This window comes from Streptomyces sp. NPDC093510 (genome assembly GCF_040683555.1).
Taxonomy (GTDB): Bacteria; Actinomycetota; Actinomycetes; order Streptomycetales; family Streptomycetaceae; genus Streptomyces.
In genome coordinates, this window is sequence record NZ_JBFBEE010000002.1 from 452,216 (window position 1) to 465,688 (window position 13,473).

The 13,473-nt window shown below is 71.4% G+C and carries 12 protein-coding genes; 5 read left to right on the forward strand and 7 right to left on the reverse strand.

Features of this window, described 5'->3' with window-relative positions; genetic code table 11:
- Positions 1 to 37: 37 nt before the first annotated feature.
- Both dhbC and AB0N81_RS04405 read right to left on the reverse strand, forming a co-directional pair.
- A complete protein-coding gene (gene dhbC / locus AB0N81_RS04400; protein ID WP_365355532.1) occupies positions 38 to 1,342 on the reverse strand; it encodes an isochorismate synthase DhbC in 1,305 nt (434 codons plus the stop codon).
- 393 nt (positions 1,343 to 1,735) lie between these two features.
- Positions 1,736 to 2,554: a 2,3-dihydro-2,3-dihydroxybenzoate dehydrogenase gene (locus AB0N81_RS04405; protein ID WP_365355534.1), complete on the reverse strand. Its 819-nt coding sequence runs from the start codon at positions 2,552 to 2,554 to the stop codon at positions 1,736 to 1,738.
- Positions 2,555 to 2,962: 408 nt separating this feature from the next.
- Here AB0N81_RS04405 and rho point away from each other — a divergent pair, with 408 nt between their 5' ends.
- On the forward strand, positions 2,963 to 4,048 hold the full coding sequence (rho, locus tag AB0N81_RS04410; RefSeq protein ID WP_365355535.1) for a transcription termination factor Rho: 1,086 nt from the start codon (positions 2,963 to 2,965) through the stop codon (positions 4,046 to 4,048).
- A gap of 28 nt (positions 4,049 to 4,076) precedes the next feature.
- Here rho and AB0N81_RS04415 read toward each other — a convergent pair whose 3' ends face one another.
- On the reverse strand, positions 4,077 to 5,360 hold the full coding sequence (locus tag AB0N81_RS04415) for a M6 family metalloprotease domain-containing protein (protein WP_365355537.1): 1,284 nt from the start codon (positions 5,358 to 5,360) through the stop codon (positions 4,077 to 4,079).
- 238 nt (positions 5,361 to 5,598) lie between these two features.
- Here AB0N81_RS04415 and AB0N81_RS04420 point away from each other — a divergent pair, with 238 nt between their 5' ends.
- Both AB0N81_RS04420 and AB0N81_RS04425 read left to right on the forward strand, forming a co-directional pair.
- On the forward strand, positions 5,599 to 6,306 hold the full coding sequence (locus tag AB0N81_RS04420; RefSeq protein WP_365355539.1) for a helix-turn-helix domain-containing protein: 708 nt from the start codon (positions 5,599 to 5,601) through the stop codon (positions 6,304 to 6,306).
- Positions 6,307 to 6,443: 137 nt separating this feature from the next.
- The gene (locus tag AB0N81_RS04425) at positions 6,444 to 7,967 is read left to right on the forward strand and encodes an MFS transporter (RefSeq protein ID WP_365355541.1); all 1,524 of its coding nucleotides are present in this window, start codon (positions 6,444 to 6,446) and stop codon (positions 7,965 to 7,967) included.
- A 57-nt stretch (positions 7,968 to 8,024) separates the two neighbouring features.
- On the opposite strand, the gene AB0N81_RS04430 is transcribed toward AB0N81_RS04425, so the two are convergent.
- Positions 8,025 to 8,540 carry a MarR family transcriptional regulator gene (locus tag AB0N81_RS04430; RefSeq protein WP_365355542.1) on the reverse strand — a complete coding sequence of 172 codons (516 nt, stop codon included), beginning with the start codon at positions 8,538 to 8,540 and terminating at the stop codon, positions 8,025 to 8,027.
- Between the two features lie 146 nt (positions 8,541 to 8,686).
- Between AB0N81_RS04430 and AB0N81_RS04435 the strand changes: the two genes are divergently transcribed.
- Positions 8,687 to 9,457: a class III extradiol ring-cleavage dioxygenase gene (locus AB0N81_RS04435; protein WP_365355544.1), complete on the forward strand. Its 771-nt coding sequence runs from the start codon at positions 8,687 to 8,689 to the stop codon at positions 9,455 to 9,457.
- A gap of 16 nt (positions 9,458 to 9,473) precedes the next feature.
- Here the strand turns inward: AB0N81_RS04435 and AB0N81_RS04440 are convergent, their stop codons facing one another.
- The gene (locus AB0N81_RS04440; RefSeq protein ID WP_365355546.1) at positions 9,474 to 10,514 is read right to left on the reverse strand and encodes a questin oxidase family protein; all 1,041 of its coding nucleotides are present in this window, start codon (positions 10,512 to 10,514) and stop codon (positions 9,474 to 9,476) included.
- A 50-nt stretch (positions 10,515 to 10,564) separates the two neighbouring features.
- Entirely contained in the window at positions 10,565 to 11,125 is a 561-nt protein-coding gene (locus tag AB0N81_RS04445; protein ID WP_365355547.1) for an N-acetyltransferase family protein, read from the reverse strand.
- A gap of 180 nt (positions 11,126 to 11,305) precedes the next feature.
- Between AB0N81_RS04445 and AB0N81_RS04450 the strand changes: the two genes are divergently transcribed.
- On the forward strand, positions 11,306 to 12,304 hold the full coding sequence (locus AB0N81_RS04450) for a sigma-70 family RNA polymerase sigma factor (RefSeq protein WP_365355549.1): 999 nt from the start codon (positions 11,306 to 11,308) through the stop codon (positions 12,302 to 12,304).
- Here the strand turns inward: AB0N81_RS04450 and AB0N81_RS04455 are convergent.
- Positions 12,301 to 13,377, reverse strand: a complete 1,077-nt coding sequence (locus AB0N81_RS04455) for a YafY family protein (protein WP_365355550.1) — start codon at positions 13,375 to 13,377, stop codon at positions 12,301 to 12,303. The two genes, AB0N81_RS04450 and AB0N81_RS04455, sit on opposite strands and share 4 nt — an antisense overlap.
- Positions 13,378 to 13,473: the final 96 nt, after the last annotated feature.

Sequence of the window (13,473 nt, forward strand, 5' to 3'; positions counted from 1 at the left end):
TGCGGTGCTGTGTGCGGCGCTGCGGTCGGGGTGTCGGTCACAGTTCTGCTCCCACCGCGTTGAGGAACGTACGGAACTTCGCGCCCGTCTCCGCGGTCTCCGCCGCGGGGTCCGACGCGGCGACCACGCCCGCGCCCGCGTACAGCCGCAGACTGCGCTCCTCGGCCTCCGCGCAGCGGATGGTCACGACCCACTCGCCGTCGCCGTTCGCGTCGCCCCAGCCGACCACGCCGGTGAAGAAGCCGCGGTCGAACGGCTCCGTCTCGCGGATCACCTCCCGGGCGGTCGCCGTCGGCGTGCCGCACACCGCGGGGGTGGGGTGCAGGGCGCAGGCCAGTTCCAGCGCGGATACGTTCGCGCTCGCGTCAGTGTTCTCGTACCGGGTGGCGAGCGTGCCTGTCACCGTCGTGGACAGGTGCCACATGGTCGCCGTGCGGACGAGCGTCGGGCGGGCCGGGACCGTCAGATCCGTGCAGAAGGCCGCGAGCGCCTGGTGCACGCCGTCCACCACGACCGCGTGCTCGTGCAGATCCTTCGCCGACTCCAGGAGCGCCGCCGCGCGCCGCACGTCCTCCGCGAGGTCGTCGCTGCGCGGCGTCGAACCGGCGAGAGGGTTCGCGACGACCTGGTTGCCGTGCCGCGACACGAGCAGCTCGGGGCTCGCGCCGATGAGGGTGCGGCCGGGGGCCGTCGGCAGCGCGAACGTGTAGCCGGTGGGGTCGCGGCGGGCCAGGCGCTGGAGCATCGCGGGGAGGTCGAGGGGGGCGGGCGAGGTCAGTTCGAGAGTGCGGGCCAGGACGACCTTGCTGAAGTCACCGCGCCACATGCGGTCCACGGCCGCGGACACGCCCGCGCCGTACTCCTCGGGGGAGGGCACCGGGCGGATCTGCCAGCCGGTGGCGTCCGCGGTCTCGGTGGGCAGGGCGATCAGGGGGTCCGCGGCGAGCGGTGGCGCCGTACGGAGGGACTCGGGGACCGCCAGTGCGGCGGGCGCGGTGTGGTCGAACGGGACCGCGCCCACGACGTACGGGTCCGCTATGCCGGCGCGGCGGGCGGCGGCCAGGGTGGCGGTGACGCGTTGCGGGAGCGGTCTGTCGTCGTGCGGGACTTCCGCGTGGGTGCCGGTGGTGAGGAGGGTGCGGGTCGGGGTGGCCAGGAAGTGGGTGCCGGGGGTGTAGGCGGCGAGTAGTGAAGTGGCCGCTCCTACGGTGGGGTTGGACCGTTCGGCGGTCGTGGTGGCTGTGGCTGTGGCTGTGGCTGTGGCTGTGGCTGTGGTTGTGGTTGTGGTGGCTGTGGTCGTGGCGGGTGTGGCTTGCGTGGCGACCTCGGGTGCCGTCGACACAGTGGCTCCAATTCTCGGGGGGCGGGGGGCGGGGGGCGGGGGGCGGGGGGCGGTTCGGGGTGTGTTGTGGGGTGTGGGGCCGTGCGGGCGGTGTGGTGGCCGGGGGCGCCTGCTGTTCTGTGGGGCGGGGCCGTGGGGGTATGTACGTACTCGCTATCCCTGCGTCGCGCCTCAAGTCCAAAGGCGCCAGAGTGTGCTCGGTGCTCCGTGCGCACATACCCCCACGTCCCCTCCGGCCGGTTGCGCGACTGCGGCCCGGTGGGGGTTGCCCGCGCCCGGGCCCTCGCGTCCCCTCGGGAGCGCTTGCGGCTGCGGCCCGGTGGGCGCTTCTGCGCCCGGTCTCCGCGGCCCTTGGGGCGGGTTCGCGGCCGGCCGCCGGTGGGGGCGTGTGTGTCAGCGGAGCGTTGCGCCGCCGTCGACGTAGAGCTCCTGGAGTGTGATGTGGCGGGCGCGGTCCGAGGCGAGGAACAGCACCGCGTCGGCGATGTCCTGGGGCGTGGCGATGCGGCCGAGGGGGATGCCCGTGCGGTACGTCTCGAGGTTGCCGTCTAGTACGCCCGCCGGGGCCTGTGTCGCCGTGCCGTCGGGCCAGAGGGAGCGCTGCATCGCTGTGTCCGTGGTGCCGGGTGCCACGACGTTGCAGCGCACGCCGCTGCGGGCGATCTCCAGGCCGAGGCACTTGGTGAACATCGCGGCGGCCGCCTTGGACGCGGCGTACGCGGCCATGCCGGTCCGGGGGATGCCCGCGGCGTTGGAGCCGACGGTGACGATGCAGCCGGAGCCGCGTGCCGTCATGTGGGCGGCGGCCGCGCGGGACGTGTGGAAGACGCCGGTCGTGTTCACGGCGAAGGTCTCGGCCCAGTCGGCGTCGGTCAGTTCGGCGACGGCGGAGCTGCGGAGGATGCCCGCGACGTTCACGAGGAGGTCGAGGGCGCCGTGGTCCCGGATGATGGAGGCGGTGATGGCTGTGACCGCTGTGACGTCGGTGACGTCCATGACGCGGGGCTTGATGGTGCCGGCCGCGCCTCTTGAAGCGGCGGCCAGTTCGTCGATGCCGTGCGCGTCGCGGTCCGTGGCGATGACGTGGGCGCCCCGGGCGGCGAGCGTGGTGGCCACCGCGGCGCCGATGCCCTGGCCCGCGCCGGTCACCAGAGCCGTACGCCCGGCGAACTCGCCCTCTGCGTACGACTCGTTCGGTATGTGCTCAGGCATGGTGAGTGACCTCCCCCAACTCGTTAGGTAAGCCTAACCTAACGTATGGGGTGAGGTGGGGTGGGGCGGGATGGTGTCGACGTCTGGCCTCGTGGGGTGTTCTTCTGTGTTACCTTGCGAGTGGTACGTGTGTGCGCCCCGCCCTCTGGCTCGGGCGCCCGTGCTGCACCGTCCCCTCTGAATCTCAGGGGCTCCTTCGGGGTCTTCTTCCCGTCGTCTTCTTTGCGCTGTCGGCTTCTGCCGCAGGTCCTCTTTGTCGCCCGCTGTACAAGGTGTGGTCATGCCGCCTCGTCGGGCTCTCTCTCCTCGCGTGTCCGCGAAAGGAAACTCACCGTGACTGTTACTGCTGTTGGATCGTCGGCCGATGTCTGTGCCGTTCCGCCTGATACATCAACTGATGGCGCCTGTATGGGCGTTCTTGATGTGGGGCGTGACGGGAAAGGGTTTCTGCGCGGGGTCTCCTATCTTTTAGAGCGTGGGGATGTGCAGGTGCCTGCCTCTGTTGTTCGTCAACTCGGGCTTCGTGCCGGGGATTTCGTCGAAGGGGTGTGTGGGCGGCCCGGTGTGCTCGCCGGGGTCGAGCGGGTCAACGGGTTCGCTGTCTCGGCTCTGCGGGGGCGGCCCCGGTTCGGGGATCTCACCCCGCTGCATCCTCGGGAGCAGCTCCGCATGGAGACCGACGGCGGGTCCGTCGCCGGGCGGCTCGTCGATCTCGTCGCGCCCGTCGGCAAGGGGCAGCGCGGGCTGATCGTCGCGCCGCCGAGGACCGGCAAGACCGTGCTGCTCCAGCAGATCGCCGCCGCCGTCGCCCGGAACCATCCCGAGTGCCACCTCATGGTCGTACTCCTCGACGAACGGCCCGAAGAGGTCACCGACATGCAGCGGTCCGTCCGGGGCGAGGTGCTCTCCTCGACCTTCGACCGGCCCGCCAAGGAGCACATCGCACTCGCCGAACTCGCCGTCGAGCGTGCCAAGCGCATGGTCGAGGAGGGGCGTGACGTCGTCATGCTCTTCGACTCGCTGACGCGGCTGTGCCGGGCGTACAACAACGCGGCCGCCAGTGGTGGACGCACCCTCAGCGGTGGTGTCGACGCCGCCGCCGTGCAGGGGCCGAAGCGGCTCTTCGGGGCCGCGCGCCTCGCCGAGGAGGGCGGGTCCCTGACCATGCTCGCGACCGCGCTCGTGGAGACCGGATCACGCGCCGACGACTACTACTTCGAAGAGTTGAAGGGCACCGGCAACATGGAGCTGTGGCTCGACCGGGGTATCGCCGGCCGCCGCGTCTTCCCGGCCGTCGACGTCATCCCGTCCGGCACCCGGCGTGAGGAACTGCTGGTGGGGGAAGGGGAGTTGAGCGCCCTGCGGGGGATGCGGCGTGCCCTGCACGGGCAGGATCAGCAGGGGGCTCTGGAAGTGCTGCTCGACCGGATCAGGAAGACTCCGAACAACGCCGCGTTCCTGCGTCAGGTGCGGCAGACCGTGCCCGGGGCGTAGGCGGGGCGTAGGTGGGGCGTAGCCGGGGTCAGGGGCGTGTGACGTGGACGCGGTAGTCGCCGTCGTCGGTCACTCCCGCCACCTTCACCCGCACCCCCGAATCGCGGTCGGTGAACGTCTCGCCGACGGCGTAGGTCGCGTCGGAGAGCTCCGCGTGGACGTTGGGACGGCGGGTGCAGCCGCCGCTGTCGGGCGCCGCGTCGGAGACCGTGACCGGGCCGTTGCCGGTGTCGACCTCCGCGTCCACGCGGTAGACGAGGACGCCCGGCTTGCACACCGCCTCGTCGTTGCCGCCGGGGGCGCGGGCCTCGATCGCGTACCCCGTCTTCTCGTTCACCGGGGCGAAGGCCAGCTTCGTGCCGCCGGAGCGGGACAGCGGCGAGAGTACGTGCTCGGAGGCGCCCGGGTCCGCGGCGCAGCCGATCTGGTCGTCGTCGAGCCACCCCAGCTTCCACTTGTGCCAGGCCAGCAGGTCGTTGTTGGCGCCCCAGTCCTCACTCATGATGTCCCAGTGGCCGACCGCGCCGCCGCCCTCCTGCGTGTACAGGTCGGGCAGACCGAAGACGTGGCCGTTCTCGTGCGGCAGGACGCGGTAGCCCGTCTCCCCGTAGCTGCCCGAGCCGTCGTCCTGGCGGCTGTAGACGAACGACGCGTTGGAGACCGGGACGCCGTCCGCGACCGGCGCCTCGTGGTTGCCGGCGAACGTCACCGACAGGACGGTGTCGAGCGCGGAAGGGCCCGCGTTCGGGGTGATCAGGATGTTCACGAGGTCGTACGTCCGGAAGTCCACGTCCGGGTCGGCGGCCGCCACGATGTCCTCGACGAGCCGCCGGTAGCCGGGGTCGAAGGGGGCGCCGCGCTCTATCCCGTACTCCTTGAACGTCTTCGGCATCCGCAGCCAGTCCGGTACGGGCGACTCGGGGCGGTAGTCGAGGCGCCCGTACGAACTCGTGCGGAACCACTGCGAGGTCTGCGGGAAGAACTCCGCGAGGCGGTCCATCGCGCTGCCCTGACCGGGCGCGTCGGAGAAGTCGACCATGAGGTTCAGGGCCCGGACGGTGCCGGTGGAGCGCGAATAGCCGGGCGGGGTGGGCACGCCCTCCGACATCTGCACGCCCATCGCGCCGCTGATCATGCACGGGCCGAGGGCGGTGCCGCGGGCGACGGACACCGGGCCCGCCGCGCTCGGCGCGTCCGCCATCAGGCGCCCGGTGCTCGCCGACGTGGTGACCGCGAGGGCCAGCGCGGCGACGGAGACGAGGGCGACACCGCGGCGGACGGGGCATATCCGGCGCCAGGTCGGCTGCTGCATACGTGCGCCCTCCACTCCGCGGCAGCCGCCCGTCCTGACTGCACCCTGTCCGCTCACCCTCTGCCGAGGGCTGCGCGGGCGCTCGCTGGGTGCGACCGATCGAGGGCTTTCCGGGAAATGGGGTGTGACCCGGCTCACAGGAGATCGGTCGGCGAACGGGAAATATCCGGGGACTCCCTCCCCGTTTAACCGTGTGTCCGTACGAAGCGGGGACTTACTCCCCGCATCGCGGGACCCCATGGACCACAGAACCCGATGGACCACAGAACCCGACACACGAGGAGCAGCCGTGGACACCGCCCCCGCACCGCAGCGCCGAGTCGCCCGCCCGCGGGCCGACGCCCTGCGCAACCGGGAGCGGATCGTCGACGCCGCACGCGAGATGTTCGTCGAGCACGGGGCGGACGTGCCCTTCGACGAGGTCGCGCGCCGGGCGGGCGTCGGCAACGCCACGGTCTACCGCCACTTCGCCGACCGCGCGGAGCTGGTGCGCCAGGTCGTCCTCACGGTGACGGGCCGCGTCGCGGACCTCGCCGAGCAGGGCATCACCACGGCGGACGCCGACGAGGGCGCCGCCTTCGGGGCGCTGCGCACCTTCGTGCACGCCGCGGCCGACGAGCGGATCGGCGCCATGTGTCCGATACTCGCGCCGGACTTCGACCTCTACCACCCCGACCTGCTCGATGCCCGCGAGCGGCTGGAACAGTCCATCGAGGGGCTCATGGAGCGGGCCCGCGCGGCCGGGCAGCTGCGCACCGACATCGCCGTCGGAGACCTGATGGTCGCCCTCTCCCAGCTCACCCGGCCGCTGCCGGGCACCGCCTGCATGGGCATGGACAGTTTCATCCACCGTCATCTTCAGCTGTTCCTGGACGGCCTGATGACGCCCGCCCGATCCGAACTCCCGGGCGCGGCGGCGACTTTGGAGGACCTCCGTCAGAACTGATCCCCGCCGTACCCCGCTTTCCCGCTTCACCCTTCAGGCCGTTTCTCTGTCGACTTCTTTCACGACGTCACTCACGACTTCTTTCACGACGTCACTCACGACCTCTTTCACGACTTCGTACCGCTAGGTGGCTCCCTATGTCCGAAACAGCTCTCAAGCCCGATTCCGGGCCCGACGCCAACCGCTGGAAAGCGCTGGTCTTCATCGCTCTCGCGCAGCTGATGGTCGTTCTCGACGCGACGATCGTGAACATCGCGCTGCCCTCCGCCCAGGAGGACCTGGGCATATCCGACGGCAATCGCCAGTGGGTCATCACGGCCTACGCACTCGCCTTCGGCGGCCTGCTGCTCTTCGGCGGCCGCATCTCCGACCTGTGGGGCCGCAAGCGCACCTTCGTGACCGGCCTGGTCGGCTTCGCCGCGGCCTCCGCGCTCGGCGGTGCCGCGAACGGTGAGGCCATGATGCTGGGCGCCCGCGCCCTCCAGGGTGTGTTCGGCGCGCTGCTCGCGCCCGCCGCCCTCTCGCTGCTCGCGGTGATGTTCACCGACGCCAAGGAGCGCGCCAAGGCCTTCGGCATCTACGGCGCGATCGCCGGTGGCGGCGGCGCCGTCGGTCTGATCCTCGGCGGTTTCCTCACCGAGTACCTGAACTGGCGCTGGACCTTCTTCGTCAACATTCCGTTCGCGGTCGTCGCGGCCCTGGGCGCGTACTTCGTCATCCGTGAGCCGGCCGGCGGCCGCAACCGCTCGCCGCTCGACATCCCCGGCGTGGTCCTGTCCACCCTGGGTCTGGTCGCGCTGGTCTACGGCTTCACGCGTGCCGAGTCCGACGGCTGGTCGGACTCGGTGACGATCGCCATGTTCGTGGCGTCGGTCGTGCTGCTCGCCGCGTTCGTCCTCACCGAGGCCAAGGTCAAGTCGCCGCTGCTCCCGCTGCGCGTCCTGACCGAGCGCAACCGCGGTGGCGTCTACCTCTCGCTCGGCCTCGCCATCATCGCGATGTTCGGCCTGTTCCTGTTCCTCACGTACTACCTGCAGATCGTCGAGGGCTACTCGCCGGTCAAGACCGGCTTCGCCTTCCTGCCGATGATCGTGGGCATGATCGTGGGCTCCACGCAGATCGGCGCCCGCCTGATGACGCGCGTCCCGCCGCGGCTGCTGATGGGTCCGGGCTTCCTGCTCGCCGCCGTCGGCATGCTGCTCCTGACGCAGCTGGAGGTCGGCACCTCGTACACCGGGCTGATCATGCCGGCGCAGCTGATGCTCGGCCTCGGCATGGGTACGGCGTTCATGCCCGCCATGTCGCTCGCCACGCACGGCGTCGAGCCGCGTGACGCCGGTGTCGCCTCCGCGATGGTCAACACCTCGCAGCAGGTCGGCGGCGCCATCGGCACGGCCCTCCTGAACACCATCGCCGCCTCCGCGACCTCCGCGTACATCGCGGACCACGCGGCCGGCGCCGCCAACCCGAAGCTCGTCCAGGCGCAGGCCATGGTCGAGGGCTACACCAGCGCCATCTGGTGGGCGGTCGGCATCCTGGTCGTCTCCGCGCTGATCGCGTCGACGTTCATCAACACCGGCCACCAGGGCGGCGCTCCGGCCTCGGGCGACTCGGCGGACGGCGCCGAGGACGAGGTGAAGATCCCGGTGATGGCCCACTGACCCCACCCCCTTGGGGAGGACCTCGGTGAGGACCTCGGTGAGGGTCTCTGTGAGGACCTAGCGGAGCCAGGGGAGGTCCGCCCCGGCCTCCTTCGGCTGAAGTCCCTCGGCGACGATCGTCATGATCTCGCCGAGGGACTTCTGCTGTTCCGGGGTGAGCCGGTCGAAGAGGGCTTGGCGGACGGCGGCGACATGGCCGGGGGCGGTCCTGCGCAGCACCTCGAAGCCCTCGTCGGTGAGGATCGCCAGCTGGCCGCGCTTGTCGGACGGGCAGTCCTCGCGGCGCACCCAGCCGCTCTTCTCCAGGCGGGCGACCGCGTGGGAGAGGCGGGAGCGGGTGATCTTCATGGTCTTGGCCAGCTCGGTCATCCGCAGTCGTCGCCGCGGGGCGTCGGACAGCTGGACCAGGATGCCGTAGTACATGTGCGGCATGCCCGCATCGCGCTGCAACTGACGGTCGAGGAAGTCGTCGAGGAGAGTCGTCGCCTGGAGGTAGACGCGCCAGACGCGCTGCTCGTCGCCGTCCAGCCAGTTCGGCTCACCGGCCGGGGGAGGGGTCGCTGCCGTATCCATGTACCCCACTGTACGAGGCCCTTTCTTGAAGTTTGAACAAACCGGGCGTACCGTCGGGCGTAGAGCTTGAGCTTTCAAGTACTTTCGGTACGTCCCGCCGTCCCGCCGTCCCGCCGCCCAGATGTCCGCCCGCCCGGAGGTGCGCGATGACCCGCATGCCCGCCCTGTACCTCAGCCACGGCGCCCCGCCGCTCGCCGACGACCCCGTCTGGCCCGGCGAGCTGGCCGCCTGGTCCGCGGAGCTGCCGCGCCCCAGGGCGATCCTGATGGTCTCCGCCCACTGGGAGGAGGCCCCGCTGGCGCTGTCCGCCACCGAGACCCTGCCCCTCGTGTACGACTTCTGGGGCTTCCCCAAGCACTACTACCAGGTGACGTACGCCGCGCCCGGCGCGCCCGAACTCGCCGCTTCCGTACGCGCGTTGCTGCGCGCACCCGGCACGCCCGTGCAGGACGTACCCGACCGCGGCCTCGACCACGGCGCGTACGTCCCGCTCGTCGAGATGTACCCGGACGCGGACATCCCCGTCCTCCAGATCTCCCTGCCGACCCTCGACCCGCGCCGCCTCATGGACATCGGCCGCAAGCTGGCGCCGCTGCGCGACGAGGGCGTACTCATCGTCGGCAGCGGCTTCTTCACGCACAACCTGGCGGCGCTGCGCCAGAGCGGAGTGCCCGCCTGGTCGGCGGAGTTCGACACCTGGGGACACGAGGCCCTGGAGGCGGGTGACGTGGACGCGCTGCTCGACTTCGGGCACAAGTCCCCCGCCGGGCAGCTCGCCCACCCCCGCACCGAGCACTTCGCACCGCTCTTCGTGACGCTCGGCGCGGCCGAGGCGGCGGGGGACCTCGGCGGGCAGCGCAGCGTGATCGACGGGTTCTGGATGGGGCTCGCGAAGAGGTCGGTGCAGTTCGGGTGACCGGCGCGGGTCGGCCCTAGCCGAGCGGCTCGCTGAGCTCGACCGCGCGCAGGGCCGCCGCCAGGGCCCGCTCGTCACCGACGTCGAGCGCCGTGTCCGTCAGCTTGATGACGTGCTCGTCGCCGTGCGCAAGGGCCCGCTCGAAGACTTCCTCGGCGGTGAACGTGCCCGGCGGGGTGTACGCCACGGGCTCGTCCGGCGCGTACATCGCCGTGATCGCCGCCGACGCGGTCCACGCGGCGCGCAGGCTCGGCACCCACAGGGCGCGGGGGAGCGCGGGCAGGGCGCGCAGCACGGCGTTGGGCGCGGTCGCCGCGTGCACCAACATTGTCTCGTCGCCGTGGCCGTGCGTGGCGTACCGGTGGGTGGCCGCCCGCACCAGCTCGGCCAGCCTGCGCCGCGCCTCCTCCGGCTCGTCCACCGAGTCGGCCCACACGGGCAGCCCCTCGACCCGGGCGAGCCGGGTGGGGAAGCCGCCGTCCTTCCGGTTCGCGATGGGCGGCACCGCGTCCAGCGCCCCGGCCGCGCTGCGGGCGCCCGGCAGGACGGCGAGACCGGTGACGGGGTGGTGGCGGGCGGCCCAGTAGCCGAGGCCGTGGGCGAGCTCGTCGAGGCGGGGCCCGGTCGTGCCGCCCTCCTCCAGCGTGCGCACGGCGTGGCCCACCCGGATCACCGGGTGCGCCGCACCCCCGTACAGACCGGGCAGCAGCCGCGGCCACCACAGGGCGAGCACATCGCGCCAGGGGCGGTCCGCGATCTCGCGGCGGAAGTACGCGATCCAGTCCGCGGCGCGGCGCGGATCACCCAGCGCGACGTGCCAGTTCGCGTCGGTGACCCGCTCGACAGGGGCGGGAAACTCCTCGAGCCTGGGGGCGTAGAGATCCAGCCACCGGTGTACGGCGCCGGCCTGTCCGTGTGCGGCGAGCGCCTCGACGGCCATCGGGGCGTGGTTGGTGAGCCGCCCGAGGCGCTCGGGGCCGGAGGTGTGCAACCGCTGCAGGGCTTCGTCGAGGATGCCTGTTGTGTCGGCTGTGGCGTCGGCTGTGGTGTCATCCATGGGGTGGGACGGTAGGCCGCCGACCTGCCGGTGCGTAACGGGCTCTGGGCCTAGGTCCGGGGGCCGAGAGGCAGCTCGTACCAGGCGACGTCCCAGTACCGCCCGAACTTCCTGCCCACTTCCGCGTACGTCCCCACGTGCCGGAACCCGAAGCGCTCGTGCAGGCGGATCGACGCCTCGTTCGGCAGGGCGATCCCGGCGTAGGCGCGGTGCAGGTCCTCGCCCTCCAGGGCCTCCAGGAGCGCCTTGTAGAGGAGCGTGCCGATGCCGCGGCCCGCGGCGTCCGGAGCGCAGTACACGCTGACTTCCACGGAGGTGGAGTAGGCGGGCTTCGGGCGGAAAGGACTACTCGTCACATATCCGAGCACCCGACCGGTGTGGATGCCGGGGCCTCTGGGGGTGTCGGAATCGCGTTCCTGGGCAACCAAGAGGCGGTAGGGGCCGTCTTCAGGGTGGGAGAGCAGCCAAGGGCGGCGCTCTTCCGGCAGGAAGGCGACGGTGTCGAAGGTGACGGCCGTCTCACGTACGTAGTGGTTGTAGAGGTCCGTCAGGGCTTCGAGATCAGCCTCGACGCCGGGCCTGACCTGCACCTCATTACGTTGCGTCGGCATCCGGCCTCCCTGTGTGGCGCCACAGGGTACTGCACCGCTTGGAAAAAAGATGCGCGGCTTGGGAATTCTGTCCGGATTCCAGTCGTTGTTTCCATCGGATGCAGGGCACCCGAGGGTGTGCCATCCACCACAGAGGCCCCAGAAAGGGCCGACCAGGACCACCATCGCAAGGGAGCACGCATGGCAACCCGTGCCGTCGCCCGTCGTAAGTCCGCCTCCGGCGACAGCGACGCGGCACGCAGTGTTCGCGCCGTAGGCGGGGAGATCGCCGACCGCGACCTGGTCGGCATGTACCTCGACGAGATCGCGCGTACGCCGCTGCTCGACGCCGCCAAGGAAGTGGAGCTCTCCCAGATCATCGAAGCGGGGGTGTACGCACAGAAGATCCTCGACGGCGAGGTCGGGGACAGCAAGGTCACCGCCGACCGCGAGGAGCTCGAAGCCCTCGTCGCCGACGGCGAGCGCGCCAAGGACGTCTTCATCCGCTCGAACCTCCGCCTGGTCGTCGCGGTCGCCCGCCGCTATCCGCGCAGCGGCCTCCCGCTCCTCGACCTGATCCAGGAGGGGAACGCGGGCCTGGTCCGCGCCGTCGAGAAGTTCGACTATGCCAAGGGCTTCAAGTTCTCCACGTACGCCACGTGGTGGATTCGCCAGGCCATCACCCGCTCCATAGCCGACCAGTCCCGCACCATCCGCCTCCCCGTCCACCTGGTGGAGGAGCTGGGCCGCATCCGCCGCGTGCAGCGCGAGTTCAACCGTGAGAACGGCCGCGATCCGGAGCCCGCGGAGATCGCCGCGGAGCTGTCCTCGACGCCCGAGCGCGTCATCGACGTCCTGGACTGGGCGCGCGACCCCGTCTCGCTGAACATGGGCGTGGACGACACGGGCGACACCCAGTTCGGCGACCTCCTGGAGGACACGTCGGCGGTCTCGCCCGAGCAGTCCGTCCTCTCGCTGCTCCGCAGCGAGGAGCTCGACGGCCTCCTCGGCCGCCTCGACCAGCGCACGGCGTCCATCATCAAGATGCGGTACGGCATAGACGACGGCCGCGAGCGGACGCTGACGGAGGTCGGCAAGGAGCACGGGCTGACCCGTGAGCGGATCCGCCAGATCGAGAAGCACGCGCTGCTGGAACTGAAGAAGCTGGCCCGGGACACGGGCTTCGACGCGGCGGCCTAGGCGGCCGGGCCTGGGCGGTTGCCTTCTGGTCCTGCGCCGCCTTGCCGGGGCGTCGCGCTCCGCGCGTTTTCCCCACCCGCCCGCCCTTCTGTCGCGAGCGAGCGGGTCAGGCGTGCGCTCATGTCCCTGACGCAGTCCACCAGCTCCTGGGGGCCGTGGACCTTGAAGTCGCGGCCCAGGAGCGCCAGACGGACCGCCACCCACTCGACGGAGTCCGAGGCCGCGCAGCGCAGGCGGCAGTTGTGGTCGTCCAGGGGCTCCACCGGCCCCATGTGCGCGGGCAGCCGCGCGGCGATGAACTCCGCGGGCGCGGCGAACGTCACGTCCAGGTCGTATGTCCGGCTGCCGCGCCACATCGACTGCCGGATGTACTCCGCGGCGTCCCCCTCCGGCAGCTCCCGCGGCACGAACCGCGCACCCGTCGCGAACGGCTCGGCCACCCGGTCCACCCGGAAGGTCCGCCAGTCCTCGCGGTCGATGTCGAACGCCACGAGGTACCAGCGCCGCCCCGTCGACACCAGCCGGTACGGCTCGGTGAGGCGACGCGACTGCGTGCCGTCGCCCGCGCGGTAGGCGAACCGCAGCCGCTCATGGCCTGCCGCCGCCGACGCCATCACCGTCAGCGTCTCCGGCGCGATACTCGCCCCGTCCCCGCTGGTCAGCGCCGTCGTCGCGATCTGCAACGCGGAGACCCGGTGGCGCAGCCGCCCCGGCAGCACCTGCTCCAGTTTCGCGAGCGCCCGCACCGACGCCTCCTCCACGCCCTCCACCGCGTGCCCTGCCCCGGCCCGCAGCCCGACCGCGATGGCCACGGCCTCCTCGTCGTCCAGGACGAGCGGTGGCATGGCCTTGCCCGCGACCAGCCGGTAGCCGCCGGCCGCGCCCTGGCTGGCCCGCACGGGATAGCCGAGGTCCCGCAGCCGGTCGATGTCGCGCCGCACCGTCCGCCTGCTGACCCCGAGCCGCTCGGAGAGCTCGGCGCCGGGCCACTCGCGGGGCGTCTGGAGGAGGGAGAGGAGCTGGAAGAGGCGGGCAGGGGTGTCGGTGCCGGCGACCGTACCGTCCGCCGTCATGCCGCCCGCCCTGGTGTCGTGGTGCTCGTCGGTGTGGGGCCTGACGTCGTGCCGTCCGTTGTCATGTCGTCCGTCGTCATGCCGAACAGCATGCCG

Bases quoted from the DNA above. Each gene is read 5' to 3' on its own strand.
- AB0N81_RS04405 (WP_365355534.1), bottom strand. From the start codon at position 2,554: ATGCCTGAGCACATACCGAACGAGTCGTACGCAGAGGGCGAGTTCGCC.
- rho (WP_365355535.1), top strand. From the start codon at position 2,963: ATGGGCGTTCTTGATGTGGGGCGTGACGGGAAAGGGTTTCTGCGCGGG.
- AB0N81_RS04415 (WP_365355537.1), bottom strand. From the start codon at position 5,360: ATGCAGCAGCCGACCTGGCGCCGGATATGCCCCGTCCGCCGCGGTGTC.
- AB0N81_RS04420 (WP_365355539.1), top strand. From the start codon at position 5,599: ATGGACCACAGAACCCGATGGACCACAGAACCCGACACACGAGGAGCA.
- AB0N81_RS04425 (WP_365355541.1), top strand. From the start codon at position 6,444: ATGTCCGAAACAGCTCTCAAGCCCGATTCCGGGCCCGACGCCAACCGC.
- AB0N81_RS04430 (WP_365355542.1), bottom strand. From the start codon at position 8,540: ATGGATACGGCAGCGACCCCTCCCCCGGCCGGTGAGCCGAACTGGCTG.
- AB0N81_RS04435 (WP_365355544.1), top strand. From the start codon at position 8,687: ATGACCCGCATGCCCGCCCTGTACCTCAGCCACGGCGCCCCGCCGCTC.
- AB0N81_RS04440 (WP_365355546.1), bottom strand. From the start codon at position 10,514: ATGGATGACACCACAGCCGACGCCACAGCCGACACAACAGGCATCCTC.
- AB0N81_RS04445 (WP_365355547.1), bottom strand. From the start codon at position 11,125: ATGCCGACGCAACGTAATGAGGTGCAGGTCAGGCCCGGCGTCGAGGCT.
- AB0N81_RS04450 (WP_365355549.1), top strand. From the start codon at position 11,306: ATGGCAACCCGTGCCGTCGCCCGTCGTAAGTCCGCCTCCGGCGACAGC.
- AB0N81_RS04455 (WP_365355550.1), bottom strand. From the start codon at position 13,377: ATGACGGCGGACGGTACGGTCGCCGGCACCGACACCCCTGCCCGCCTC.